23 protein-coding genes and 1 tRNA gene are annotated in these 25,549 nt (G+C 69.1%); 11 read left to right on the top strand and 13 right to left on the bottom strand.

Going from position 1 to position 25,549, the window contains the following annotated elements; translation table 11 throughout:
• The first annotated feature begins 2 nt into the window (after positions 1 to 2).
• The 3 genes from JHY01_RS13750 to JHY01_RS13740 all read left to right on the top strand — a co-directional run bounded on the left by JHY01_RS13750 (position 3) and on the right by JHY01_RS13740 (position 2,708).
• Positions 3 to 800, top strand: coding sequence for an ABC transporter permease (locus JHY01_RS13750; RefSeq protein WP_205326219.1), 798 nt, complete (start codon positions 3 to 5; stop codon positions 798 to 800).
• A 122-nt stretch (positions 801 to 922) separates the two neighbouring features.
• A complete protein-coding gene (locus tag JHY01_RS13745) occupies positions 923 to 1,837 on the top strand; it encodes a M23 family metallopeptidase (RefSeq protein ID WP_205326218.1) in 915 nt (304 codons plus the stop codon).
• Between the two features lie 22 nt (positions 1,838 to 1,859).
• Positions 1,860 to 2,708, top strand: a complete 849-nt coding sequence (locus JHY01_RS13740) for a ThuA domain-containing protein (RefSeq protein WP_205326217.1) — start codon at positions 1,860 to 1,862, stop codon at positions 2,706 to 2,708.
• A 257-nt stretch (positions 2,709 to 2,965) separates the two neighbouring features.
• Here the strand turns inward: JHY01_RS13740 and JHY01_RS13735 are convergent, their stop codons facing one another.
• Complete coding sequence (locus JHY01_RS13735; protein WP_205326216.1) at positions 2,966 to 3,583, bottom strand: pyridoxamine 5'-phosphate oxidase family protein; 618 nt, start codon at positions 3,581 to 3,583, stop codon at positions 2,966 to 2,968.
• Between the two features lie 48 nt (positions 3,584 to 3,631).
• On the opposite strand from JHY01_RS13735, the gene JHY01_RS13730 reads away from it, so the two are divergent.
• The 3 genes from JHY01_RS13730 to JHY01_RS13720 all read left to right on the top strand — a co-directional run bounded on the left by JHY01_RS13730 (position 3,632) and on the right by JHY01_RS13720 (position 6,847).
• A complete protein-coding gene (locus JHY01_RS13730; RefSeq protein ID WP_205326215.1) occupies positions 3,632 to 4,942 on the top strand; it encodes an aminotransferase class I/II-fold pyridoxal phosphate-dependent enzyme in 1,311 nt (436 codons plus the stop codon).
• Positions 4,943 to 5,066: 124 nt separating this feature from the next.
• Complete coding sequence (locus JHY01_RS13725) at positions 5,067 to 6,368, top strand: MFS transporter (RefSeq protein ID WP_307814435.1); 1,302 nt, start codon at positions 5,067 to 5,069, stop codon at positions 6,366 to 6,368.
• A 14-nt stretch (positions 6,369 to 6,382) separates the two neighbouring features.
• Positions 6,383 to 6,847 carry an SAM-dependent methyltransferase gene (locus JHY01_RS13720; RefSeq protein WP_205326214.1) on the top strand — a complete coding sequence of 155 codons (465 nt, stop codon included), beginning with the start codon at positions 6,383 to 6,385 and terminating at the stop codon, positions 6,845 to 6,847.
• Here JHY01_RS13720 and JHY01_RS13715 read toward each other — a convergent pair.
• From JHY01_RS13715 to JHY01_RS13675, 9 genes are all read right to left on the bottom strand, one after another.
• Positions 6,844 to 7,611: an SDR family NAD(P)-dependent oxidoreductase gene (locus JHY01_RS13715; RefSeq protein ID WP_205326213.1), complete on the bottom strand. Its 768-nt coding sequence runs from the start codon at positions 7,609 to 7,611 to the stop codon at positions 6,844 to 6,846. The two genes, JHY01_RS13720 and JHY01_RS13715, sit on opposite strands and share 4 nt — an antisense overlap.
• A gap of 195 nt (positions 7,612 to 7,806) precedes the next feature.
• The gene (locus JHY01_RS13710) at positions 7,807 to 9,567 is read right to left on the bottom strand and encodes an IucA/IucC family siderophore biosynthesis protein (RefSeq protein ID WP_205326212.1); all 1,761 of its coding nucleotides are present in this window, start codon (positions 9,565 to 9,567) and stop codon (positions 7,807 to 7,809) included.
• Positions 9,564 to 10,148 (bottom strand): GNAT family N-acetyltransferase, encoded by a 585-nt coding sequence (locus JHY01_RS13705; RefSeq protein WP_205326211.1) that lies wholly within the window; start codon positions 10,146 to 10,148, stop codon positions 9,564 to 9,566. The genes JHY01_RS13710 and JHY01_RS13705 overlap by 4 nt, the downstream gene beginning before the upstream one ends.
• Positions 10,148 to 11,479, bottom strand: a complete 1,332-nt coding sequence (locus JHY01_RS13700) for a lysine N(6)-hydroxylase/L-ornithine N(5)-oxygenase family protein (RefSeq protein WP_205326210.1) — start codon at positions 11,477 to 11,479, stop codon at positions 10,148 to 10,150. The genes JHY01_RS13705 and JHY01_RS13700 overlap by 1 nt, the downstream gene beginning before the upstream one ends.
• On the bottom strand, positions 11,476 to 12,879 hold the full coding sequence (locus JHY01_RS13695) for an aspartate aminotransferase family protein (RefSeq protein ID WP_205326319.1): 1,404 nt from the start codon (positions 12,877 to 12,879) through the stop codon (positions 11,476 to 11,478). The genes JHY01_RS13700 and JHY01_RS13695 overlap by 4 nt, the downstream gene beginning before the upstream one ends.
• A gap of 458 nt (positions 12,880 to 13,337) precedes the next feature.
• The gene (locus tag JHY01_RS13690; RefSeq protein ID WP_205326209.1) at positions 13,338 to 14,009 is read right to left on the bottom strand and encodes a response regulator; all 672 of its coding nucleotides are present in this window, start codon (positions 14,007 to 14,009) and stop codon (positions 13,338 to 13,340) included.
• Positions 14,006 to 15,592 (bottom strand): sensor histidine kinase, encoded by a 1,587-nt coding sequence (locus tag JHY01_RS13685; protein ID WP_205326208.1) that lies wholly within the window; start codon positions 15,590 to 15,592, stop codon positions 14,006 to 14,008. Before JHY01_RS13685 ends, JHY01_RS13690 begins: the two co-directional genes overlap by 4 nt.
• 66 nt (positions 15,593 to 15,658) lie before the next feature.
• Positions 15,659 to 17,233 carry a DASS family sodium-coupled anion symporter gene (locus JHY01_RS13680; RefSeq protein ID WP_205326207.1) on the bottom strand — a complete coding sequence of 525 codons (1,575 nt, stop codon included), beginning with the start codon at positions 17,231 to 17,233 and terminating at the stop codon, positions 15,659 to 15,661.
• Between the two features lie 111 nt (positions 17,234 to 17,344).
• Positions 17,345 to 19,021 (bottom strand): DUF885 family protein, encoded by a 1,677-nt coding sequence (locus JHY01_RS13675; RefSeq protein ID WP_205326206.1) that lies wholly within the window; start codon positions 19,019 to 19,021, stop codon positions 17,345 to 17,347.
• A gap of 50 nt (positions 19,022 to 19,071) precedes the next feature.
• Here JHY01_RS13675 and JHY01_RS13670 point away from each other — a divergent pair, with 50 nt between their 5' ends.
• The 3 genes from JHY01_RS13670 to JHY01_RS13660 are packed head-to-tail and all read left to right on the top strand — an operon-like array spanning position 19,072 to position 20,612.
• Positions 19,072 to 19,497 (top strand): hypothetical protein, encoded by a 426-nt coding sequence (locus JHY01_RS13670; protein ID WP_205326205.1) that lies wholly within the window; start codon positions 19,072 to 19,074, stop codon positions 19,495 to 19,497.
• Complete coding sequence (locus JHY01_RS13665; RefSeq protein ID WP_205326204.1) at positions 19,460 to 20,029, top strand: NADAR family protein; 570 nt, start codon at positions 19,460 to 19,462, stop codon at positions 20,027 to 20,029. Before JHY01_RS13670 ends, JHY01_RS13665 begins: the two co-directional genes overlap by 38 nt.
• Positions 20,030 to 20,039: 10 nt before the next feature.
• The gene (locus JHY01_RS13660) at positions 20,040 to 20,612 is read left to right on the top strand and encodes an HD family hydrolase (protein ID WP_205326203.1); all 573 of its coding nucleotides are present in this window, start codon (positions 20,040 to 20,042) and stop codon (positions 20,610 to 20,612) included.
• Positions 20,613 to 20,787: 175 nt separating this feature from the next.
• On the opposite strand, the gene JHY01_RS13655 is transcribed toward JHY01_RS13660, so the two are convergent.
• Both JHY01_RS13655 and JHY01_RS13650 read right to left on the bottom strand, forming a co-directional pair.
• Positions 20,788 to 21,285: a hypothetical protein gene (locus tag JHY01_RS13655; RefSeq protein WP_205326202.1), complete on the bottom strand. Its 498-nt coding sequence runs from the start codon at positions 21,283 to 21,285 to the stop codon at positions 20,788 to 20,790.
• A 142-nt stretch (positions 21,286 to 21,427) separates the two neighbouring features.
• A complete protein-coding gene (locus tag JHY01_RS13650; RefSeq protein WP_205326201.1) occupies positions 21,428 to 22,435 on the bottom strand; it encodes a hypothetical protein in 1,008 nt (335 codons plus the stop codon).
• A 577-nt stretch (positions 22,436 to 23,012) separates the two neighbouring features.
• On the opposite strand from JHY01_RS13650, the gene JHY01_RS13645 reads away from it, so the two are divergent.
• The gene (locus JHY01_RS13645; protein ID WP_205326200.1) at positions 23,013 to 24,608 is read left to right on the top strand and encodes a LamG domain-containing protein; all 1,596 of its coding nucleotides are present in this window, start codon (positions 23,013 to 23,015) and stop codon (positions 24,606 to 24,608) included.
• 195 nt (positions 24,609 to 24,803) lie between these two features.
• Here JHY01_RS13645 and JHY01_RS13640 read toward each other — a convergent pair.
• Positions 24,804 to 24,879 (bottom strand) — tRNA-Asn (locus JHY01_RS13640).
• Positions 24,880 to 25,128: 249 nt separating this feature from the next.
• Here JHY01_RS13640 and JHY01_RS13635 point away from each other — a divergent pair.
• The gene (locus JHY01_RS13635; RefSeq protein WP_205326199.1) at positions 25,129 to 25,461 is read left to right on the top strand and encodes a hypothetical protein; all 333 of its coding nucleotides are present in this window, start codon (positions 25,129 to 25,131) and stop codon (positions 25,459 to 25,461) included.
• Positions 25,462 to 25,549: the final 88 nt, after the last annotated feature.

Here is a 25,549-nt window from a genome sequence, read left to right as displayed (position 1 = left end):
ACATGTCGGTCATCGCCTACGGCGCCGCACGCGCCTCCCTGAAGTCCTCGGGCGCCCTGCTCAACCGCAACTGGGTCGCCATGCGCCGCGCCTGGATCCTGGTGATCTCGGGCGCGGTCGAGTCCCTGCTCTTCCTGTTCGCCTTCGGATTCGGCGTCGGCGCCCTCGTCGGCGACATCACGCTCCCCGACGGCACCACCGTCTCCTACACCGCCTATGTCGCGCCCGCGATCCTCGCGAACGCGGCCATGATGGGCGTGCTCGCCGAGACCTCCATCAACGTGTTCGCCAAGTTCAAGTGGATGAAGGTCTACGACGGCATCCTCGCGACCCCGTTGCGGCCCTGGGACGTCGCCCTCGGCGAGGTCTGGTGGGCGCTCATCCGCGGCGGCACCTACATCGGCGCGTTCGTGGTCGTCATGGGGCTCTTCGGCCTCCTCGACTCCTGGTGGTCGCTGCTGGCGGTGCCCGCGTGCGTGTTCATCGCGCTGGCCTTCGCCGGGATCGGCCTGACCCTCGCCACGGTCTTCCGCGACTGGCCGGACTTCGACTGGATGAACGCGGTCGTGTTCGCCATGTTCCTGTTCGGCGGCACCTTCACCCCGGTCGAGGCCTACCCCGCGTTCGCGCAGCCGATCGTCTACGTCATGCCGCTCTACCACGGCATCGAGCTGGTGCGGGGCCTCAGCCTCGGGCAGCTCGGCCCGATGATGCTCGTGCACGTCGCCTACCTGATGGCGCTGTGCGTGACGGGGATGTGGATCGCGCAGAAGCGGTTGGCGAAGGCCTTGTACAAATAGAACCAAGGTCAAGCAGCAGGCCGCGCTCCTCACATCGAAGAGCGCGGCCGTCTTCGTCCCTTAAGAAGAAATTCTTCAGATGTGACCTTCACAACGAAGAATTTCTTCGATACCGTCCTGTTATGGAACAGCGCCCCCACCTCCGACCGCGCCAACGGCGCGTCGCGCTCCTCGTCACCGCACTCCTCGCCGCAGTCGCCGCAGCCTTCGCTCCGGCCATGGCGGCGAGCGCCGACGAGATCACCATCCAAGCGGTGAATCACAAGAGTCCCTTCAACTGCAACAAGACCTTCTGGGCCAACAACTGGATCGACTCCCCGGCCCACAGTCCTCAGAACACCATCGACTGGCAGACCTACGGGTCCGACGCCATCAACGGCGAGAACGTGCGCGCCACCGCCGGCGGCACCGCCTACTTCTACAACGCCGGCAGCACCAGCTACGGCAAGTGGGTCCAGATCGTCCACTCCGACGGCTCCCGCACCCGCTACGCGCACCTGGCGACCATGGTCGGCTCCGTCGGCACCTCCCGGTCCGTCTCGCAGGGCACGGTCATCGGCACCGTCGGCTCCACCGGCGGCTCCACCGCCCCGCACCTGCACTACGAGCAGCGCAACGCCTCCGGCAGCGTCGTCACCCCCGTCGTCGAGGGCGTCCAGGTCCCCTACGGGTCCAAGAAGGCCATCACCTCCTCCAACGGCTGCTCGGGCGGGAACCCGTACACGCCCGGGGAGATCTGCGGATCCGGCTACAGCCAGATCAACACCCACGCCCTCGGCTCCGTCGGCCGGATCTACCTCATGTACAACGCCTCCAACGGCTACAACTGCGTGGTCACCCTGAAGTACACGAAGGTCGGCACCCCCAGCCCCGTCTCGGCGACCCTCCAGGCCGAAGGCGGCACCGTCGGCTCGGACTCGGGCAGCTTCTCCTACTACGCGGGCCCGGTGAAGAGGTACGCGCCGAACACCTGCGTCAAGTGGGGCGGCTCGGTCGGGTCCACGACCTGGACGAGCGGCTGGAGCCATTGCGGCTGAGGCCGAACGCTAGGCTGGGCGTGTGAGAACCCTGCTGCGACTGTGCATGATCGTCGCGCTGGCCTGCGCGCCCGCCTTCGCCCCCTCGGCGGCCTTCGCCGCCGGGGGGCCGCAGGTCCTGGTCGTCACGACCGGGAACGAGGCGCAGGACGTGGCCGACTACGCGCTGGAGCGCCTCCAGATGGAGGCGCGGCGCTGGAACTTCACGCTCATCGAGGGCACCGCCGACGACGTGCGGCGCCTCGGCGCGTACGACGTGATCATGTTCCTCAACACCGGCGGCGACTTCCTCGACGATGAACAGCAGGACGCGGTCGAGACGTTCGTCGAGCAGGGCGGCGGGCTCGTCACCACCAACACCGCGATCGAGAGCGAACCGGACTGGGCCTGGTACCACGAGACGCTGGGCGCGACCGCGCTGCCGCGTCCGGACGGGGCGACGGAGGAGGCCATCACCTTCAACTCCGGGTCGCAGGTCACCGAGGGCCTGGACGAGGAGCTCAAGCTCACCGAGCGGTGGTACTCCTTCGATCCCGCACCGGCGCAACCGGGTGCAACCGTGCTGGCGCAGCTCGGCTCGGGCCAGGCGGTGGCCTGGGTGAACGAGGAGCTGCCGGTCTTCTACGCCTCGCCCGGCGGCCAGGGGAAGACCTGGGGCGACCGGGACTTCCTGAAGCTCATCCGCCAGGCGATCTGGTGGGGTGCAGGGGAAGACGGCGCCATGGTGCAGAACTCGGACGACGCCGCCCCGGCCTGGCCGTACACGCTGACCTTCGTCCTGTTCGTGGTCGCGGTCGCCGGCGGCGGCTCGATCGCCGTGTGGCGCTTGGACAAGGCCGAGTCCGAGAAGGAAGCAGCGCTCGAAGGCTAGAGGCCGCACCGCGAGCAGCGATCGGGCGGGCCGTCTCGAACTTCGGCCCGCCCGATCCTTTCAGCGATGCGCGCGGTGCACCTCCTACGCCAGACGGCGCCGGACCGGCTCGAAGGGAAGTTCCCACGACCCACGCTCTGGACGGTCATGTCGTCGAGAGGCCGAGCCCGATCCGGCACCGCGCGGATCGCAGTTTAGGGGATCCTCGAGCACTCGCGCCAGCCGGTGTCCGGCTCGCCCGGGCGCTCGAGCACCCTTCAGAGCCGCCCCACCACCGTCGTGGTCACGGCGGCGACGCCGTTGTCGAACGGCAGGTCCTCGTCCTCGGGCTCTTCGACCGGCGGGCCCGAACGCTGCTTGACGGAGACCTCCTCGAGCGGGATGGCCAGGAGCGCGGACATCGCGTTCTCCTTGTCGTTGGCCTCCCGCGACCGCTCCGAGCGGCCCTCGCCCATCCGGTCGATGAGGGCCTTGAACACGCCCCAGCGCTCGTCCGCGTCGGTGACCAGCCGCGCGTTCGCGTGCACGACGACGGAGCGGTAGTTCATGGAGTGGTGGAACCAGCTCTTGGAGTAGACGAGCCCGTCGACGATCGTCGCGGTGGCGCTCACCGCGAAGGCTTCGCGCCCGCCCAGTCCCATGCTCGATCCCGTGGAGCCGTGCACGAACAGCGTGTCCCCGACGCGCACATGGAAGGTCGGCAGCACCCGCGGCGCGCCGTCGGGTCCGACGAAGGCGAGGTCGACGAACAGCGCCTCGTCCAGCACCCGGTAAGCCGCCTCGCGCTCGTACGTGACCCGCTCGCGGGAGCGCTTGGGGGTGGTCCGATCGGTCTGGGTGAACCGGCCGCTGTGGGGGCATTCGAGGACGGACATCGGGGTGGCTCCTATCGTCGATTTTTGTACTGGTACAATGATCGAGTTATGTCGGTACAGTATCAGATCACCGGATCGGCGGCAACCGAGATCGCCGCCAGCATCGAGTCCGGCGTGCGCTCCGGACAGCTCGCGCCCGGCCGCACCCTGCCCCCCGTCCGCAAACTCGCCGCCGACCTCGGCGTCGCCCCCGGCACCGTCGCCTCCGCCTACCGGCGCCTGCGCGAACGCGGCGTCGTGGAGACCGGCGGCCGCGCGGGGACCGTCGTCCGCCAGCGCTCCGCTTTCACACCCACCGGAACCCTCACGGTCCCTTCGGGAGTGCTCGACCTCGTCTCCGGCGAACCCGACCCCGACCTGCTGCCCGACCTCGCCTCCCTCAAACCGCGCGTCGAGGTCTCGCCCGGCAACTACCGCGACGGCGGGCCGTGCCCCGACCTGCTCGACCTCGCCCGCGACCGCTTCGCCGCGGACGGTGTCCACGGCGACCTCACCGTCACCTCCGGTGCGCTCGACGCCTTCGAGCGCGGCCTCGCGGCCCGGCTCGAACCCGGCGACACCGTCGCCGTGGAAGAACCCACCTGGTCGAACGGCCGCGACCTGCTGCTCACGGCCGGATACCAGGTCAGCCCTGTCACGATCGACGGCGAAGGGCCCCTGCCCGACGAGCTCGAAGCCGTCCTCGCCGCGGGCGCGAAGGCCTTCGTCCTCACTTCGAGGGGCCAGAACCCCACGGGTGCGGCGGTGTCCGCCGCACGCGCCGCGGCGCTGCGCGAGGTCATCGCCCGCCACCCGCACGTGTTCGTGATCGAGGACGACCACTGGGCCGAGCTCTCGCAGACCCCGCTCCACCTCGTGGCCGACGCCGCCGAGCGGTGGCTCTTCGTGCGCTCGACCTCCAAGCCGTACGGCCCGAACCTGCGCTGCGCGCTCGTCGCGGCCGACCCCGACACCAAAGCCCGCATCCAGGGCCGCATGGCCATGGGCCACGGCTGGGTCTCGTGCATCCTGCAGCACTTCGTGATCGCGGCCTGGACCGACGAAGCCGTGGAGGAGCAGGTCGCCCACGCGGGTCGCGTCTACGCCGAACGGCAAGGGGCCCTTCGCGAAGCGCTCGCCGCACGCGGCATCAACGCGTGGGGCCGCTCCGGCCTGAACCTGTGGGTCCCCGTGGCCGACGAGACCGCGGCGGTCGTGGCCCTGCGCGACGCCGGATTCGCCGTCGCGCCCGGCCGCGCCTACTCCTTCCACGGCCACCAGGGCATCCGCATCAGCACCACCCGGCTCGACCCGAAACTCGCCGAAGCGGTGGCCGAGGCCGTCGCCCAGGCGTCCGGACCGGCGTCGCCGCCAATCTGAGCGACGGCTCGCGCTCGACCGCCCACCGGCGCCGAGCAGGGCCGGTCCGTCCCCGCATCCCCCGGGGGCCGGACACGCCGGCCGGACCCACCGATCCGGCCGACAACTCCAGAAAGGAACCCTCGTGACCGCCCACCAGCCTTCCCCCGAAGCCGCCGCCGCCGACCCGCTGGAGCGCACCGCCCCGCTTCAGCAGCGCGTCCTGCGCACCCTCTTCCTCACCCAGATCCTCGGCGGCCTCGCCGTCGGCATCGGCATCGCCGTGGGCGCCCTGCTCGTCGAGGAGATGACCGGATCGGCGACGTTCACCGGCCTCGCCCAGAGCCTCTTCGTGGGCGGCTCCGCGCTCGTCGTCGTCCCGGCCGTGCGCATCACCGAGCGCTTCGGCCGCCGCGGCGGCCTCGCCTTCGGCTACGGGTGCGCGGTCCTCGGCACGGGCGTCGTCATCACCGCGATCAACCTCGGCAGCGCGCCGCTCGCCGTCACCGGCTACTTCCTGCTCGGCGCGGCCTCGTTCGCCGGGCTCCAGTCCCGCTACGCCGCAGCGGACCTCGCCCCCGCCGCACGCCGCGGCTCCCACCTCTCGCTCATCGTGTGGGCCACCACGATCGGCTCGGTCGCCGGCCCCTCGCTCGCCGGACTCGCCGAGCGGACCTGGAGCGGCTGGTTCGGCGGCCCCGCCTACATCGGCTCGATGGTCGCCATCGGGATCCTGTGCCTCCTCACGGCCGCGGTCATCCTCGTGTTCCTGCGGCCCGACCCGCTGCTCACCGCCCGCGAGATCAGCGGCGAGACCGACGCGCCGAAACGCTCCATCGCCGACGGCTACCGCACCGCGAAGGCCAACCCGGCCGTCCGCACCGGCGTCGTCGCCGCCGCACTGGGCCACTTCGTGATGGTCGGCGTCATGGCCATGACCGCCGTGCACATCAAGCACGGCATGGCCGACCCGACGGAGGCCCTCAGCGTCGTCGGCGTCATCCTCGGCCTGCACATCGGCGGCATGTACGCGTTCGCGCCGATCATCGGCCGCCTCGTCGACAAGTACGGCGCGCGCCCGATCCTGATGGCGGGCACCGTGACCCTCGTCGCCGCGTGCACCGTCTCGGGCTCCTCGCCCGGCAGCGACCACGTGCGCCTCTCGATCGGCCTGGTCCTGCTCGGCGTCGGCTGGTCGGCCATGACCGTCGGTTCGGCCGCCCTCGTCACCGGCGCGATCACCCCGGCCGAGCGCCCGTCCACGCAGGGCTTCTCCGACCTCGTGATGGGCCTGGCCGCCATGGCCGCGGGCCTCGCCTCGGGCCCGATCGTCGAATACGCCAGCTACGGCATCCTGTGCGTATCGTGTGCGGTGGTCGCCCTGCTGGTCTTCCCGTTCTTGATGGGCAAGCTCACCGGCCCGACCCCCGTCGAAGAAGCCGCCTGAACCCTGGAGCAGCGATGCACGTCGAGATGCAGCCCGTCGGACATGTCGAAGGCGGCCGCACCGAATGGTTCGAGGACGCCTGGGACGGCGTCGAAGCGGTCATCCGCCTCGACGCGGACCGCTTCGCGCCCACCGTGACCCAAGGCCTCGCCGACTTCTCCCACCTCGAAGTCGTCTTCCTCTTCGACCGCATCGAGGAGCACGAGATCAACCTCGAACCGCGGCCGGCCCGCGGCAACCCCGCGTGGCCCCCGATCGGGGTCTTCGCACACCGCGGCCCCTTCCGCCCCAACCGGATCGGCGTCTCCCGCTGCCGCCTGCTCGGCGTCGACGGGCTCGCGATCCGGGTGAGCGACCTCGACGCGCTGGCGGGCACGCCGGTGCTCGACGTCAAGCCGTACCTGCGCGAGTTCGCGCCGAGGCATGAAGTGGCCCAACCGGAGTGGGCCGACGATCTGATGCGCGCGTACTACGGCTAGTAGCCGTAGGCGCTGGGGGCGTTCTGGCCGCCGTCGACCGGGACCACCGCGCCGTTGATCGCCTTCGCCTTGTCCGAGAGGAGGAAGGCGATCACCTCGGCCACATCGCGCGGGTCGAGCAGTTCGCGGTTCGGGAACTCCTCCAGGAACGCCTCGTAGCGCCCCGGGTCCGCCAGGCGCAGGCGGTCCCAGTTGCGGTCGGGGATGAGCATCGAGCCGGGCGCGACGGCGTTGACGCGCACGCCCTTCGGGCCCAGTTCGCGGCCGAGCACCGTGGCGGCGTGGTTGAGCGCGGCCTTGGTCGAGCCGTACGCGAGGCCGGGGGAGGGCTTGGTGCCGGAGATCGAGGAGACCAGGACCGCCGCGCCGCCGGTGCGCCGCAGCTGCGGCAGGGCGGCTTTCAGGGCGGTCATCGCGCTGGTCACGTTGACGCTCAGGGAGTACGCCCAGTCGTCCGGCTCGGTGTCGAGGATGCTGCGGCCGCGCGAGCCGCCGACGTTGGCGACCAGGCCTTTGAGGTCGCCGAGCCGCCGCTGGGCCTCGTACACGAACTCGACCATCAGCTCGGTGTCGTTGACATCGAGCGCTCTGGTGGCGACCGGGACGTCGTGCTCGGCTCGCAGCTTCTCGGCGAACTCGTTCAGCGGGGCGGCGTTCCGCGCGCAGAGCGCCAGCGCCGCGCCTTCGGCGGCGAGCACCGAGGCCGTGGCCATACCCAGTCCGTGGCTGGCACCGGTGATGAGAACAGGGCTGTTCAGTTGCATAACATCCATAATGACCTGCCCCGGCAAGCCCCCGCACCCGCCGGGTGGCCGGAATCCCTCGCACGAGCCCCCATCCCCAGACGACCGGATGATCGTCGCCTGGCGGGATCGCAGCAGCGCCGGGTGGCCGGAATCTGCAACGGGGCCGGTCCTCGCCGACCGGCCCCGGGCCATCGCCGCCGCGGTGCGCTTCGGTCAGCGCCAGGCGGCCAGGGGGTTGTCGAGCCTGCCGGCGTAGATCAGGCTCTCCTCTTGGTTCTCGAGGTCGACCATCTGCTGGTTGTTCTTGAGCTGCAAGCGGTTCAGGCACGAGAGCGGGAAGCTGTCCTCGAACAGCGGGAAGCGCGCGAACGCTTCGGCCAGCTCCGGGTGCGCGGCCTGGTAGTCCCGCAGCGCCTCGGCGGCCACGCGCCAGAACTCGTCCTCGCTGAGCACGCCGTCCAGGTGCAGGTGCCCGGCGAGGAACCGCAGGAAGCAGTCCAGGACATCGGTCAGGATCGACAGGGCCCGCACGTCGTCGGGCACGTCGGCCCGGATGCGCGCGATCGCCTCGGGCACCGGCGTGGCGGCCTCGAGGACCGCGCACTCCTCACCGATGTCCTTGAAGAACGCGCGTTCCACGGCGCCGTCCTTGAGCACGAGGATCACGTTCTCGCCGTGGGGCATGAACACCAGCCCGTACCGGTACAGGCAGTGCGCGACCGGCACGAGGTAGGCGTCGAGGTAGCCGCGCAGCCAGTCGGCCGGGCGCAGTCCGGAGCGGCGGATGAGGGCCGACGCGAGCGGTTTCCCGTCGGCGTCCACGTGCAGCAGCGAGGCCATGGTCGCGACCTGCTCGCCCTTGGCGAGCTTCGGCACCGGGCTCTCGCGCCACAGGGCCGCGAGCATCTTCCGGTACGGCGAGCCCTTCGGCGCGCCCGCCGTGTAGGCCGGGTGCCGGTAGCCGACGGCCGCCCGCTCGCGCAGGATCGTCACGCCGTGCCGCTTCAGCGTCGGGTCGCCGTGCACCAGGTCGGCCACGTAGTCGCTGATCGCGGGCGTGACCTCCATGTACTCGGTCGAGAGCCCGCGCATGAAGCCCATGTTGAGCACCGAGAGCGCGGTCTTCACGTAGTCGGCCTCGGGCCTGCTGCGGTTGAAGAACGTGCGGATCGACTGCTGCGCCTGGAACTCGTCGTGGCCCTCGCCGAGCGGGACGAGCCGTCCGGCGGCGATCTCGGGCGCGAAGGTCACGGAGATCTTGTTGCGCCACTGCCACGGATGCACCGGGATCAGGTACACGTCCTCATAGGAGAGTCCTTGGTCGGTGAGCATCGACGCGAAGTACTCCCGCGAGTCCGCGTCGAGCTGCGTGTCGAGGAGCCAACCGAAGTCGAGTTCGGGCGAGGCCGCGAACATCGCGTGCTCGCGCCGGGCCGCCAGCCACATGAGGCGCACGCCCGCGCCGGCCTCGGGCGCGTAGGCCCGGTAGTCCTCCGAGGTGAATCCGAGCCGGCCCGACCCGGCCACGAAGCACGGGTGCCCGCCGGTCATGCCCGCCTCGATCGCCTGGAACCCCGCGTCCGCCAGGGCCGCCGAGCCGGGCTGGCCCTCGCCGAGCTGGTACGCCCCGCGGTTGATGGTCGCGGCGACCTCTTCGAGGTACACCGGCAGCACCGTGTCGCTCAAGCCGAGCTCGCCCTTGAACGCGAGGAAGAACGCGGCCGCGTCCAGTTCGAGCCCGTCGCCGGTGCCGTCGGTCCGCTCGATCGAGGCGGGGTCGACCACCCAGTGGTCGAGCTTGAAGCGGCGCGCGGTGAACCGGTACCGCTCCGTCCCCGCCGCGAGCGTGTATGCCGCGCCGTCCTTCACCGGGACGAGCAGACGCTCATGGGCGAACTCGCCGATGGCCTTGGCCAGGAGGTTCCTCGTGGCCTGCCGCCACAGTTCCGGGGTGAGGTGGTCGATGGCGCTCACGCGGGCACTCCTCTCGCGGCGGACCGCTCGAAATCGATTCGGGTGCAGAAGCTCAGCAGGCCCTGCTTGTCCTTGAGGTCCACGCTTCGCTCGGGCTTGAAGCCGACGAACTCGTTGAGGCGGTGGATGGCCTCGTTGCCCACGTCCGGCTCGACCACGACCCGCTGCGCTTCGAAGCCGTCGAACAGCAGGTGCATCACCGTGGCCATGACGCCTTTGGTGAACCCGGGGATCGGCTTCTCGGTCGGGGCGGTGAGCACGTGCATGCCGATGTCACCGGGGGCGGGGTCGTAGACCTCGGCGAGTTCGGACCGCGCCGGGTCGTAGACCTCGACGAGGAACCGGGCCCGGTAGTGGTAGAGCCCCATGTAGGCGAAGTGTCCGGGGTCGACCTCGATGGCCTCGTGCTCGGCGAGCACGTCGGCCACGGAGGCGTCCTGCATCATCCAGTACTTCGCCTTCGGGTGCGTCACCCACTCGTGCAAGAGCGGGGAGTCGGTGGGCGGGTCGACCGGGCGCAGGCCGAAGTCGCCCAGTTGCGGGTGCAGGTGGTAGAACGTGCTGGGGGCCTTCAAGGTCATCACTCCGGTGCTCCGAATTCCTGGAAGCCGATGCGGCGCTCGATGGGGTAGACCTCCCGGCCGGTCAGGGACCGGATGATCCAGGAGTTGCGGTAGGCCGCCATGCCGAGGTCGGGCGAGACGAAGCCGTGGGTGGCGAGTTCGGCGTTCTGGACGAAGATCTCCCCGCGGTGTTCGGAATCGCTGTCGTCGGCGGCGTCGACGCTGTAGTCGCGGCGGGCCTCCAGGCGTCCGGTCGCGTCGAAGCGCAGCCGGTCGCGGACCTCGTTCATGAACTCGGGGACGCGGTAACTGTAGCCGGTCGCCAGGACGAGCCCCTCGGTCTGGAGTTCGAAGGACCGGTCCTGCTCGTGCTGGCGCACGCTCAGCCTGACGCTCCCTCCGCCGGCGTCCTTCTCCGCAGCGCTCTTTTCAACCGTGCAGTTGGTGAACAGCCGCGTCGGCACGGAGCCGCGCTCGAAGCGCTTCTGGTAGAGCAGGTCGAAGATCTCGTTGATGAGGTCGGCGTTGATGCCCTTGTACAGGTTCTTGTGGGCGGCGTTGAGCTCGTCGCGCTTGGCCGAGGGCAGTCCGTGGAAGTAGTCCACGTACTCGGGGCTGGTCATCTCCAGCGTGAGCTTCGTGTACTCGAGCGGGAAGAAGCGGGGCGAACGGGTCACCCAGTTCAGCTCGTAGCCGCCCTCCTCGATATCAGTGAGGAGGTCCCGGTAGATCTCGGCGGCGCTCTGGCCGCTGCCGACCACGGTGATCGAGCCGCACTCCCGCAACCGATCTCGATGCTCCATATAGGATGACGCGTGGCACACGGTCGGGCTCTCCAGATCGCGGCAGGAGGGCGGAATCCAAGGGGGCGTGCCGGTCCCGAGCACGAGCCGCCGCGCGTAGTCGACGGTCACCCCGCCGGGCCCCTCCGACCGGACCGCGTAGACGCCGTCCTCCCAGGTCACGGAGGTGACGTTCCGTTCGAACCGCAGATTGTCGAGCTTCTCGGCCGCCCACCGCAGGTAGTCCTGGAACTCGGTGCGCAGCTGGAAGAACGACTCGCGGATATAGAACGGGTAGATCCGCCCGCGCTCCTTGAGGTAGTTGAGGAACGAGTACGCCGAAGTCGGGTCGGCGAGGGTCGCGAGGTCGGCCATGAACGGCACCTGCATGGTGGTGCCCTCGATGAGCATCCCCGGGTGCCAGTCCACGTTCGGCTTGCGTTCCAGGAAGAGCCCGTCGAGGTCCTCGATCGGCGCGGTCAGCGCCGCGAGCCCGAGATTGAACGGACCGAGGCCGATCCCGATGAAGTCGCGGACCACCGTGCCGCCCGATGCGCTGGTGCTCATGCCGTCTCCCGCGCCTTCTTGCCGTGGCGCGCCAGCGCCTCGAGTACCGGGACGATGTCGGCGAGCCCGGTATCCGGGTTCAGCAGCGTCAGTTTGAGGGCGATGCGCCCCTCCACTCTCGTGGCCGCGACCATGCCCTCGCCGGAGGCCGCGAGCGATTCGCGGGCGATGCGGTGCGCGTCGTCGTCCGCTCCGGCGAGCCGGAACAGCACGGTGGAGAGCTGCGAAGGCGGTGCGGCGACCTCGAACCGCGGGTCCGAGGCGATCCAGTCCCAGGTCTGGTCGGCGAGCGCGCAGACCCGGTCGAACATGTCGCCCAACGCGTCGGGCCCCAAGGTGCGCAAGGTCATCCACAGCTTCAATGCGTCGAAGCGGCGCGTCGTCTGGAGGCTCTTGTCGACCTGATTGGGGAGGGCGCCCTCGGCCGGGTTGAGGTAGTCGGCGTGGTGGGTGACGTGCCGCAGTGAGGCCCGGTCGCGCACGATGAGCGCGGAGGAGCTGACCGGCTGGAAGAAAGACTTGTGGTAGTCCACGGTGACCGAATCGGCGTGCTCGATGCCGCCGAGGAGCCCCCGGTGCTTCCGCGAGACGAGGATCCCGCAGCCGTAGGCGGCGTCCACGTGGAACCAGACCCGGTGCGCCGCGGTGATCTCCGCGATCGGGCCGAGCGGGTCGACGGAGCCGAAGTCGGTGGTCCCGGCGGTGGCGACGACCGCGGCGGGGACGAGGCCCTGCGCGCGGCAGGTCTCGATGGCCGCGTCGAGGGCGGCGGGGTTCATGCGGAACCAGTCGTCGGCGGGCACGGTGATCACGGCGTCCTCGCCCAGGCCCAGGAGTCGGGCGGCCTTGACGACGGAGAAGTGCGAGTGCGGGGAGGCGAAGAGCCGCAGGCGGGGGAGTGCTTCGACTCCGCGCATGGGGGTGCCGGTCTCGAGTCGGTGCTTGTGGAGCACGTGCTCGACGGCCTCGTCGCGGGCGAGCAGGAGCGCGTGCAGGTTCGATTGCGTCCCACCGGAGGTGAACACGCCGTCGGCGTCCGGTCCGAGGCCGATGCGCCGGGCGGTCCAGTCGATGAGGCGCTGCTCGATGAAGGTGCCGCCCGCGCTCTGGTCCCAGGTGTCGACCGAGGTGTTGACGGCGGCGAGCACGGTCTCGGCGGCGACGGCCGGGAGCGCGACCGGGCAGTTGAGGTGTGCGAGGTAGCGGGGGTGGTGGAACCAGACCGCGTCCTTCAAGTAGAGCTCGCCGATCTCGTGGAACGCGTCCTCGAAGGACTCCAGGGGCCGGTCGAGGTCGACCGCCGCGATCGCCGGGCCGAGGTCGGCGGGGGCGGCGCCGGTCCACGGCCGTGTCACGGACTCGAACCGATCGGCAAGGCGGCCTGCGACATCGGTGATCATGCCGCGATAGGCGGCGGCCGATTCGCGGCCCAGGAGGGCCGGCGGGTCGGAGCCGGCGAGTGGCGCGGGAGCCGGACGGAGGTCGGCGCTTGTCAGCACGGAGGGTCACCTTTCGAAGCGGTACAGCGCCGAGAGACGGTCTCTCGGAATGCCGGGGAACTGTAGGTTAGGCTAACCTAAATCACGACCGCGCAGAAGGGTCGATCCCGAATGGTGACGTTCTCCACGAATGCTTGCGAAAGCATCCCGCCCAAGGCGTTTGCGCGAGACGCCGCACGGCTTCAAGTCCCTTGCGGACTACGGGAAGCCACTGCGCCGCAACCAGATGAAGCAGACAGCGAATGAAGATCGAGTTGCGGCGGCGCCCGGGGGGAGCCACCGCCGCACTCATATCGTGCAATACCGGGCCTAAACTGTCAGTCACCAATCCGACAGCGGATGGTCCGCGGGCGACCCGCTCAACCGAGCAGCCGGTAGCAGTGCTCCGGACGCCCCGCCCCGCCGTAGCGCGGACGCCGCTCCACCACACCGCGGTCCGCCAGCAGCTCCAGATACCGTCGCGCGGTCACCCGCGCGATGCCCGCCGCCTCGGCCACCTCGCCCGCCGACCGCTCACCGGCCGCGGACTCGAGCGCCTCCACCACCACCGCCAGCGTGTCGTGACTGAGCCCCTTCGGCAGCGGCCCGCCCGCGCTGGTGCGCAACGCCGCGAACGCCTGATCCACCTCGTGCTGCGCCGTCTTGCCGCTCGCACCGAGCCGCTCCCGGTACGCCGCATAGCCTTCGAGCTTCTCACGGAACGCCGCGAACGTGAACGGCTTGATCAGGTACAGCACGACCCCGTGCGCCACCGCCGCCCGCACCGTCTGGGTGTCGCTCGCCGAGGTCACCGCGATCACGTCCACATCGACCCCCTTCGCCCGCAGCGCCCGGCACACGTCCAGGCCCGTCATGTCGGGCAGGCGGAAGTCCAGCAGCACCAGGTCGATCCCGCCGCGCTGCACCGCCTCCAGCGCCTCCCGTCCGCTGTGGACCATCCCGGCGGCGCGGAAGCCCGGCACTCGCTCGACGTACTGCACATGCGCCTCGGCCAGCAACCGCTCGTCCTCGACGATCAGCGTCTCGATCACCGCACCGCACCCCCTCGCGGCAGTCGCACGGTGAACTCCGTGCGCGGCACCCGATCCACCGCCACGGTCCCCCCGTAGCGATCGATCACCTGCCGCACCAGCGCCAGACCCAGCCCCCGGCCGTGCAGCGCACCGCCGGTCTTCGTCGACCAGCCGCGCTCGAACAGGTCCGCCGGCCGATCGGTCGCCGGACCCGGACCCGAATCGGCCACGCGCAGCGTCAACCCGGCCTCGTCCTCGACCAGCGACACCTCCACCCGCCGCGGCGGCTCCCCGGCCAGAGCGGCGTCCATCGCATTGTCGATCAGATTGCCCGCCACCGTGATCAGATCGCTCGGCTCGATGCCGGCCGCGCTGCCCGCGGTCTCGTCGGCGATGACCAGGTCGATGCCCCGCTCCCGACCCTGATACGCCTTGCCGAGCAGCAGCGCCGCCAAGGCGGGCTCGGTCACCCGCGCCATGATGCGGTCGACCAGTTCCTGCGAGGACGCGAGCTCGCCGGTGGCGAACTCGACCGCCTCCTCGCCTCTGCCGAGTTCGATCATCGTGACCATGGCGTGGAGCCGGTTGGCCGACTCGTGCGCCTGGGCGCGCAGCGCTTCGGCGAAGCCTCGCACTGAGTCCAGTTCCCCCGAGAGCGCCCGCAGCTCGCTCTCGTCGCGGAGGGTCGCCACGGTGCCCAGCCTGCGGCCCTCCTTGAGGGCGGGGCGCTGGTTGACGACGCAGAGGCGGTCGCCCACGACGTGCAGTTCGTCCTCGGCGTCGCGGCCGGAGGCGAGCAGGTCGGCGAGGGTCTCCTTGAGTCCGAGCCTGCGGACCGGTCGCCCTTCGTAGTCCGAGGGGAGGTCGAGGAGTCGTACGGCCTCGTCGTTGGCGAGTACGAGGCGGGCGTTGTCGATGACGACGAGGCCTTCGCGCACGGAGTGGAGGATCGCGTCGTGGTGCTCGTACATGCGGGTGAGGTCGGCCGGCTCCAGCCCGTGGGTCTGGCGGTGGAGGCGGCGGCCGATCGCCCAGGTCCCGGCGGCGGAGATCGCCAGCAGCAGCGAGGCCAGCGCGGCGAACCGGGGCAGGCGCCGCTCGAGTTCGTCGCCGATGTTCTCCTGGAGGATGCCGACGGCCACGAGTGCGGTGATCGCGCCGTTCGCGTCCTCGATCGGGGCGACGGCCCGCACGGACGGGCCGAGGGTGCCGGTGTAGATCTCGGTGTAGGTGGCTCCGGCGAGGGCCGGGGCGATGGTGCCGATGTAGTCCTCGCCGATGACCGCGGGGTTGGGGTGGGTGTAGCGGGTCCGGTCGGTGTCCATGAAGACCACGAAGTCGACGCCGGTGGCGGCGCGGACGGGGTCGGCGACGCCGCGCAGGGCCGGGCCCGGGTCGTCGGCCTCCAGTGCCTCGCGCACCTCGGGCAGCGCCGCGAGCGCGACCGCGAGGTCGCGGACCTCCGCCGTCGCCTTGGTCTCGGCGCCGCGGCGCGCCTCCAGGTAGATCAGCGCCGCGCCGAGGAGCAGCAGGACGGCGACGACGCACGCTTGCAGCGTCAGGATCTGCCGGGCCACCGACCCCCGTCTCGGTCTCCCCATCACCGTCTCATTCTTGCAGCTCATGGGCGCGGCCCGGAGGCCGCGCCCATGAACGCGCCGCGTGGGTCAGAGGCTGAGGCCGAACACCGGGGCGGCGATGAGGTAGACGGCGGCGGTGATGAGGACGACCCCGATGAGGTTGAGCCAGATCCCCGCCCGCACCATCTGGCCGATGGTGACGTGGCCGGAGCCGAACACGATCGCGTTCGGCGGCGTGCCGACGGGGAACATGAACGAGCAGGTCGCGGCGAATGCGGCCGGGATGAGCAGCAGCATCGGTTCGACGCCGATGCCGAGCGCCACGCCGCCGAGCACCGGCAGGAACGTCGCCGCGGTGGCGGTGTTGCTCGTCAGCTCGGTCAGCAGGAGGACGATCAGGCTGACCGCCGCGACCAGCAGGACCGTCGGCAGGACGCCGAGGCCGCCGACCTGCGTGCCGATGTACTCGCTCAGGCCGGTGGCCTTGACCGCGGCGGCGATCGCGAGGCCGCCGCCGAAGAGCAGCAGCACGCCCCACGGGATCCCGTTCTGGACGGTCTTCCAGTCCAGCGTGAACTCGCCCTTCCTGGCGTCCGTCGGGATGAGGAACAGGACGATGGCCGCGCCGATCGCGATGTTGGCGTCGTCGAGGCCCGCCGCGAACGGCAGCACGGAGGTGACCGCCTCGGAGGTGATCTGGGCCTTGAAGATCCACAGCAGCGCGGTGACGACGAAGACGACCAGCACGATCCACTCGCCGCGGGACATCTTGCCGAGCTGCTTGAGGTGGTCGTTGATGACGGACTTGCCGCCGGCGATCTGCTCGAGCTTGACCGGGAAGATGACGCGGGTCATCAGGATCCAGGTGACGAACAGGAAGACCGCCGAGAGCGGGACGCCGACGAGCATCCAGTCGGCGAAGCTGATGGCCAGCCCGTACTCCTGCTCGACGAACCCGGCCAGGATGAGATTGGGCGGGCTGCCGATGAGGGTGGAGAGGCCGCCGATGGTGGCGGCGAAGGCGATCGAGAGCATGAGGGTGACGCCGAACTGCTTGACGGCCGGGTCGGACGTGCCGTCCTCGCCGTCTTCACCGGGAACGTCCTTGGCGGCCATCGCCATGACGCTCAGGCCGATCGGCAGCATCATCATGGTGGTGGCGGTGTTGGAGACCCACATGCTCAGGAACGCGGTGGCGATCATGACGCCGAGGATGAGGCGCCGGGGCTTGGTGCCGATCAGCCGCATCGTCAGCAGGGCGATGCGCAGGTGGAGGTTCCACTTCTGCATCGCCAGCGCGATCATGAACCCGCCCATGAACAGGAACACGGTGGGGTTGGCATAGGGGGCGGTCGCCTCGTCGACGGTCAGGACGCCGGCCAGGGGCAGCGCGACGATCGGGAGGAGGGCGGTCGCCGACAGCGGCAGCGCCTCGGTCATCCACCACACGGCCACCAGGATCACGATCGCGGCGGTGGCGCGGCCCTCCTGGGTCAGCCCGGGGTCGGCCGGGATGGCGAAGTAGGCCAGTAGGGCGAGGACCGGTCCGAGGGCGCGGCCGATCCAGAGACGGGACGTGGGCAGGTGCTGCTTGTCGGCGCCTGGACGGGGGCCCGCCGATTCGCGGATCTTCTCCGCGGTGCGGGGTGAGGGCAGGGCCATGATTTCTCCTTCGAAACCTCGAGTTCAACCGGCCGTAATGGGGTCGTCCTCGAAGGGTGTCAGGAGTCACAAGTCCTTCCGGGGTTTCGGTCGTATTGGTCTCGATGAATATCAGGTCGACTCGGCGATCCAGTCCTCCACGACGCCGGTCATGGTCGCCAGCGGGATCGACCCGTTGGAGAGGATCCGGTCGTGGAAGTGCCGAAGGTCGAACGCGCCTCCCAGCGCCTCCCGCGCCCGGTCTCGCAGCGCGCCGATGTGCCTGCGCCCGATCATGTAGGCCAGCGCCTGGCCCGGCCACGCGATGTAGCGGTCGATCTCGTTGGCGATGTTCACCTCTGACAGCGCCGTGTTGTCCCGCATGAAGGCGACCGCGCGCTCGCGCGGCCACCCGAACACGTGCATCCCGGTGTCGACCACCAGCCGGCACGCCCGCCACGCGTCGAACGAGACCATGCCGAGCCGCTGCAGATCCCCGCTGTAGAGCCCGATCTCGTCGCAGAGCCGCTCGGTGTAGAGGCCCCAGCCCTCGCCGAACGCGGTGACGTACGCGAACCGCCGGAACTGCGGCAGCCCTTCGAGCGTCTGCCCCAGCGCGAACTGGAGGTGGTGCCCGGGAACGGATTCGTGGAACGCGAGCGCCTCGTACTCGAACCGGGCCCGGCTCGAGGGCTCGTACGTGTTCACCCAGTGCGTGCCCGGCCGGGACCCGTCGGCGGCGGGCACCGTGTAGTAGGCCAGGGTCGCGCCCTTCGCCGCCGCCTCCGGGATCACCGCCACTGAGCACGGCGCGATGTCGTAGTCGAGGAACGCCTCCGGCAGCGCGGCCTCGGCCCGCCGCAGGGCGAGCGTGACGTCGGAGAGGATCTGGTCCGAGGTCTCGTACCGCAGCGACAGGTCGTTCCGGAGCCGGTCGATGACCTCGGCGGCGTCGGACGTGCCGAGCGCCCGCGCCCCGATCTCCGCGAACTCCTCGCGCAGCCGGGCGACCTCGTCGAGCCCGATCCGGTGCACCGCTTCGGGACTCAGATCGGTGGTGGTGAACTGCCGCGAGGCCGCCGCGTACCCGTCCGATCCGCCGGGGACGAAGCAGACCCCGACGTGGTCGTCGAGACGCGAGTGCGGGAGGAACTCCTCCTGGAGCGCCTCCCGCCACCGGCTGAGGGCGGGCCGGACGCGCTCGGACACGAGCGCCGCGGCCGCGGCCTTCCACTCATCGAGGTCGACGCCCGTGGGCGAGAGTCCGACGAGCGGATCGTCCGCCACCGCCGTCCCCAGGTAGTCGTCGAGCTGCTCGATGACCGCGAGTACGCCGCGCCGGGTCTGGTGCCGCCCTTCGGAGGCGGCGAGCCGGTACCGCTCCAGGACCGCGTCGAAGTAGTCGCCGAGCGCCCCGAGCCGGACGAGGTAGTCGCGGCTCCGCGGCTCGGAGTTCAGGCTCATGCGCGGCAGCGAGGAGAGCATCGTGGAGACGGGGCCGGTGATCGTGTTGGAGAGCCCGACCTCCCCGAGGGCCGCTGCGATGCTCGAGGTCTGGTCGGCGGTGAGCCGCGCGAGCATCGAGTGCGTGATCCGGTCCTGCCCTTCGAGCGCGCCCGCGTCGATCGCGGCGAGCCCCTCGCCGATCTCGGCGTGGTGCGCGAGGCGGACCCGGTCGCCGTCCCGGCTCGGATCCGGCAGCCGGTCGTCGTATCCCGGGACCCCGTAGAAGCTGGCCGAGGTGGGGTTGTCGGCCAGATGAAAGTCGAAGTACCGCTGCGCCAGCGCAGCGAGCTGAGGATCGCCCATGAACCCGACCCTACTTCGACGCCATAGGCTGTCGAGGGGAGCCGTAGTCGATGCGCGAGGAGCATGCCGATGGGCGCGAAGGCCGCCATTGTCTATATCGGAGAAGGACTTCCGCGAGACGCGCTGCGGAACGCGCCGCCGTTCGACCCGGCCGCGTCCGCCGCTCGCTCAGTCTGGCGCCCGACGACGGCATCATGGAGGACCTGGGCGAGCGGTACCCGTTCGAGACCGAGTTCTGGAACGGCGACCGTTCGATCCACGACTACGCCCCCGATTACCCGCTCCCGTTCCACCCGCTCGAGCTCGGGGACACGGCCCTCGGCGCATGGTTCGGCTTCCATCTCGAAGGCCCGCCGGACACGGCGGTGGACGCGTCGTCGATCGCGATGCCGTGTTACCGCCGGACGGAGTGCGCACGGGTGTGGCATGGTGAGCGGCATGTCTGCAGCTCTCGTTCTGCCGAGCAGCGTCGATGAGGCGGTAGCGCTGACGTCGGCCGGCCATTCGTTCAAGTACGTGCATTTCTGGGGCCACTCGCCCAACGCCGACGGCAGCGCCGGTCGCGGCTGCCTGAGCCAGTGGTGGCCGGCGGTGTTCACCGAGGACGGCCATCGCTTCGCCTCTGCCGAGCACTACATGATGGCGCACAAGGCATGGCTGTTCGGCGACGACGCCTCCGCCAGGAGGATCCTCGCCGCGGGCCACCCGGGCGAAGCCCAGGCGCTCGGCCGCAAAGTCCGCGGCTTCGACCAGAAGGTCTGGGAGGCAGAGCGTTTCGGCATCGTCGTACGCGGCAGCCTCGCCAAGTTCAGCCGCCACGGCGACCTCCTGGCCTACCTCCTCGGCACGAAGCGCCGCGTCCTCGTCGAGGCCAGTCCCCGTGACCGCATCTGGGGCATCGGGCTCGGCGAGACCGATCCCCTCGCGGCCTCCCCGGAGACCTGGAAGGGCCTCAACCTCCTCGGTTTCGCACTTATGGAAGCCCGCACCCGACTCGCCGCCTCCTGAAGGACCGACCATGACCGATCTCGCCGGCGCCGCCGGATACCTCCTCGAAGCCGGGATGCTCAAGCGCGCCCGCCGCTCCGGCTGGTGGGTCGCCGGGGTCCGCGACCCCGAGAGCATCGCCGAGCACAGCTGGCGGGCGGCGATGACCGGCATGGTCATCGCGAGCCTCGAAGGGGCCGACCCCGCCCGCACCGCGATGCTCCTCGTCCTGCACGACACGCCCGAGACCCGCATCGGCGACATCCCGAAGCTCGGCCGCGACTACCTCACCGCCGCCGACGCCGCAGCGGTCGCCGCCGACCAGACCGCTGAATGCCCCGATCGGGTGAAGACGACAATCCGCGACGCCATCGCCGAATTCGAAACCGGTGAGACCCCGGAAGCGATCTGCGCCAGGGACGCCGACAAGCTCGAATGCCTGATCCAAGCCGTCGAATACCGCCACCAAGGCGTCGCGACCGTCCAACCCTGGATCGACAGCAACCTCGCGGCCCTCCGAACCGAAACCGCCCGCAACCTCGCCCAGGAGGTCCTGCAAGCCGACCCCCACGCCTGGGAGCGAACCCGCGACACCGAATCGTGAAGCGAAAAAGCCCGGATCGGCTTTCGCCGTCCGGACTGTTCCCACCGTCTCAAAGTGGCTCCCCTCCTCAAGGCCTATGCGCGTCTATCTCAGCAGGTAGCAGCCATGCGCAACCGCCTGTCGGTCCTAACAACGGGGCAACCCGACTCCATCCCGCCCACAGCTGGAGACTCGTTCAGTCGGAGTTATCGAGGATGAGGGCACCGATTTCGGGGTCGCAGTCCTCGACGATGGGCCGGTACTCGTCGGTTCTAAGCCAGTAGAGGATGTAGTAGTCAAAGAGGTCGGTGACGTGGTCCGGATCGTCGGGGCCGCGGTAGGGAGCGACGTACCGAATGATCTGAAGTTCTTGCCGCAGTACTTCAGCTGATTCGGGGTAGTTTTCGAGCAGCGGTCGGAGTACGGAGCCGCAGTACTCAAGGAGCAGAACTCCGTCGCTCGTGGCGAGCGGCATGCTTTCTCGCTCCATGGCGTCATCGAGTTCGTCGACCAGCGCCTTGCGGATGAGCGGCCGTGCGGCATCGGAGTGGCGCCATAGAAGGTCGGCCACCCTGCCCATCGACCAGACCCGATCACTGTAGCCCTGATACGCCTCGATCTGCGCACTCAGTCTCGCCTCGGCGATCAGCTCTGCGGCGAGATTGCGTGGTCGTTTCGGAGTGTCTGGGGGCATGGCAGGTCCGTCCAGGGAGCGGGATACGAAAGGGCGCAAACGAGTCTATCCCCGCAGGTAGGGACCCTGAGGAATCGCCTAGCGGCCCTAACAACCCGGGAACCCGACTCCGTGATGACCGAAGACTGAGGCTCGGATCGGGTCAACTCATCTCCATAACTGGCGGGTGCTCCGGGTCGAGACCGCAGTGGAAGATCTGGAGGTCGTAGCCGCGACCGAGGTAGACGTCGACGGAGGCGTATCGTCTCGTGTCCTCTGCTGCGCCGTCGCGGTCCTCCAATGGCGTCCAGTGCGACGTCGAAGGACCCATTTCTCCGGAGGTTGCGCTCAGCAGCGGTCTTGCCTCCGCTCCGCACTCGCAGCGGACGTCGTAGGCATCGATAATCATCCACGCTGCTCCGTGGCCGTTCGCCTTCCAGCCCGGTGCCAGCGCGTTGTCGTGGTACTCGAAGGTATCCACTTGATCAGAGGTCGCCTTGATCTCATCCCTGAGCTCTGGGGACAGAAGATTCATATCCGGATACTCAGTGACCTCTTCGGGGGCGAGCACACATGGGCTCGGCACGTATTCCTCGAAGCCGACCTGCGTGGATCCTGCCGGGTACATGGGCTTGAACACGGATTGGGTGGTGTCTCGCCACAGGAGTTGGACCGCGGGCCAGTAATCCTCAGTGTCTGGATGGTCATACGGGCACCACAGGACCTGGAGAAGGTCGAAGCGCTCGCTGAACGGTAGGCCTGCCACATCGCGTGTGAACAACTGGGCCACGGGGAGGAGCGGTGCATTTGCTGTGCGAGACTCGTCCCGCCAGGGGTTGCCGCGCTCGGGTTCGCGGAGAGCGTCCAAGAACGCTCGTTCCTCTGTGGTGAACAAGTCCGGCGTTCCTGCCCGTGGCCTGCTCCATGCCAGGTTCATGATTCGCCGGTACTCGAAGACTTCGTCCAACGTCTTCAGCGAGTCCCACTCGTGAGAGGCTGAACATGTCGGCCAGGGCTCGTCGCTGGGCCACAACGGCCCGCCGATAGAGGATTGCTCTGCGGTCGGGTTGCCGTGCCGAGGATGCAGCCGCACAGCAGTTCGGTCCAACGTGGCAAGCTCGGGGAACATGGCGGCGAGATCGAACGAGCGGTCGGGCCTGGTGAAGGGCATCGGGATTCCAACGGTTGGGGTGCATGAACCTCTCGGAAACTAGCACCGCCATACGACAAGAAGCCAAACGCTGGTGCCCTGCAGGTCAAGGTCTCCCACAGGGCCGAAGTTGAACATGTTCAGCAATGAGATACGCTCCTTCGTGGAGGCTGGGCATGTTCAACTTCATGCCCTGAGCTCGAACCGGAGGCCGAAAACGAATCTCACTTCAAGCTGCCATGTCACCCCCCGCCCGTGCTGATCGTGCCGGCTAAGCGGCTATGGCTCGCCCTTGCGTCTAGGTCGAAGCGTGAGCCTGCTTCCTCGCCTGGCCTGGCCTGCGCGGTGATCCCTTCTGGATCAGGCTCATCCCGTTCTTTAGAACAAGATCAAAGCTCGCGACTCTCCCTCAGGTCTGAAAAGGAAATCAACACAAATGTCCATAACCCAAAGACACCTGCCATGGCGTCTCCTCATCGCCGGGCTGGTTGGACTGATCGCATCGGCAGGTCTTGCGGCCCCTGCGTCGGCTGCTCCGCAGGCCCCGATCATCACCAGCGAAGACTTCCCCGAAGGGCCGGGGGACGTGCCTGTTCCCATGGTCGGGGAAATCGGTGCCTTCAACATCACCACCGCCGACGCCGACATTGAGTCGTATCTGGTCGACTTCATGAAGGACGACAAGGGGCGCATCAAGGTGGTGTTGGATTCCCTGAGCGCTCCGCTTGAGCTGTCGTACATGCCGATAACGGAAGGATCCGATGTCCTCACCGTGCGGGCGATCAACACTGCCGGGGAAGCGAAGGAAGCCACGTACATCTTCAGCGTCTCCGCCAAGGATCCCGTCGGTGCCTGGGCTCTCGACGAGCCCGCGGGCTCGTCGGCGGTCATGGAAGCGAACGGGGACAACCTCGGCACCGTTCTGCCTGGCGTGACCTTGGGCGTGGATGGTCCCGGCGGAGCGACGGCCGCGACCTTCGACGGCTCCAAGCACGCCTACATCGACACTGCCGACAAGGGCCTGCTGCGGTCTGATGAGGGCTTCGCGGTCTCCGCCTGGGTCCGGATCGCCGATCTCAGTCGGGACCAGGTCGCAGTGAGCCTCGCGGACAAGGAGGAGTCCGGGTTCGCACTCGGCTATCGCTCACTGTCGGCTTCATCCGGCGAGTGGTCCTTCTGGACCACCGATGCTGAGTCCGCTCCCTCGGCCGAGTGGCGGGTCTCGGGTGGATCGGTGCGGGCCGGGACCTCGGACGAGTGGGTGCACCTCGTGGGCGTCTACAACCAGGTCGATCAGTCGATGAGCCTGTACGTCAACGGCACGGCGGTCGGCTCGACCGTCCGCGGGACGGTCTGGAACGCCACATGTGACGTGCAGATCGGCCGCGCTCGCGCTGCAGGTGAGTGGTCTATGCAGTGGAACGGCGACATCGCGGAGGCAAAGGTGTTCGACCGCTATGTCGCCGCCGGCGAGGCGGCAGCGATCGGCGTGCACCGCCTCTTCCAGCGCCAGGGATACTGGCAGTTCAGCTCCGCACCCGAAGCGCTCAGCCCCGAGTACACCGGAGGCCAGGACGTCCGGCTTCACGGCGATGCCGCGATCCTGGTCGAAGAGGACCCGTTCTTCGGACCGTTCCCCATCTCCGGTGCGGGGCACCTCCTTCTCGACGGTGACGGCGACTTCGCCGCTCTCGGTACGGTCCCGGTGGACACATCCGGATCTTTTTCTATGACGGCGCTGGTCCTCCCGGCCCAACTGAGCCAGGACATGACGGTCTTCTCCATCTCCGGCGAGCACCGCCCATTGGCTGAAGTCAGGTACGACGCAGCTGACGGCGCCTGGGAACTGGTCCTTGCGAAGTCGGACTCCTCCGACGCCGAAACCGTGTCCGTCACCAGTCCTAGGAGCCCGGATACCTGGTCAGCGCAGGGGATCGCCGTCGTATTCGACGGAGCCCTCGGTGAGTGGACGCTGTACGTCGGCGGAAGCCAGAACGGCGTCTCCATCTCGGATGAGGAGATCGAATCATGGACGGCCACGTCCGGCATTGAGATCGGCCGGACCTCGGCCGACGACGCCGGCACTGCCTACTTCAACGGCGGCATCGACGAGTTCCGCGTCTATTCGGGCGCGATCAGCGACTACTACCTGAACGCGCTGTCGATGGCCGGAACCGAGATGCCGAACCTCTGACCGGACGCACAGCAAGGTCGGACGCGGTCCGCAGGCTGGGTCCGGGAGCACCTCCCGGGCTCGGCCCGCCTCCTCCCAGAATCGTGGGCGTCTCGGCGCTGCGGGGATCAGGCCATCGGCAGGCGTACGGCATGTCCTGAAACGAAAGAGCCCGGATCGGCTTTCGCCGTCCGGGCCGTTCCCACTGTCTCAAGGTGGCTCCCCAACTTGGACTCGAACCAAGAACCTGCCGATTAACAGTCGGCTGCTCTGCCAATTGAGCTATTGGGGAAGGGGTTCGAGCTCGGCTTTCACCGTGCGAACCGGATATGACAGTACAGGATCGGCTCGGGCGGGTGCCAGCGGGGTCGGTGTGGCCTTGGTCCAATCCGGGCCCGAAACGTGGCGGCGCGTTTCCATCATGGGCCGCCTGGGCACCCCTGCATGGGGCAGAATGGCCGCTATATGCGGCAACGCACAGTGAACTGCAGAGCACAGTGAAACCGGAACGGCGTTCGGCCCGCGGGCCGGGGAGGCAAATATGCGGAAGTGGTATCTCGTAGCAGGGTTCGCGGTCGGCTACGTCCTGGGAGCGAAGGCCGGTCGGGAACGCTACGACCAGATCGTCGACTACGCCAGGCGCGTGACCGGGAACGACACGGTCCAGCAGGTCGCCTCGACGGTGCGCACGCAGGCGAACAAGGCCGCGAACGCGGCCCAGGACAAGATCAAGGGCACCAAGTTCGGCGAGATCGTCGAGAACTTCACCACGAACGCGGACGAACCCCCGAAAGCCGAGCCATGGGACTCCGCCGGGGTGACCACGCCGGTCCGCAGCGACCGGGCCCTGCGCGGGGACGCTCCCGGGTTCTGAATCCTTTAGCGCGCACAGCGCGGCGGGGGGGGGGGGGGGGGCGGCCCCCCCCCCGGGGGGGGGGGGGTTTTGGGGTGGGGTTGTGAGG

Origin of the sequence: Glycomyces sp. YM15, from assembly GCF_016918015.1 — a bacterium.
GTDB lineage: Bacteria > Actinomycetota > Actinomycetes > Mycobacteriales > Micromonosporaceae > Glycomyces.
Note: the sequence above shows the minus strand (reverse complement) of the source record. Positions and strands in the feature narration are given on the sequence as shown.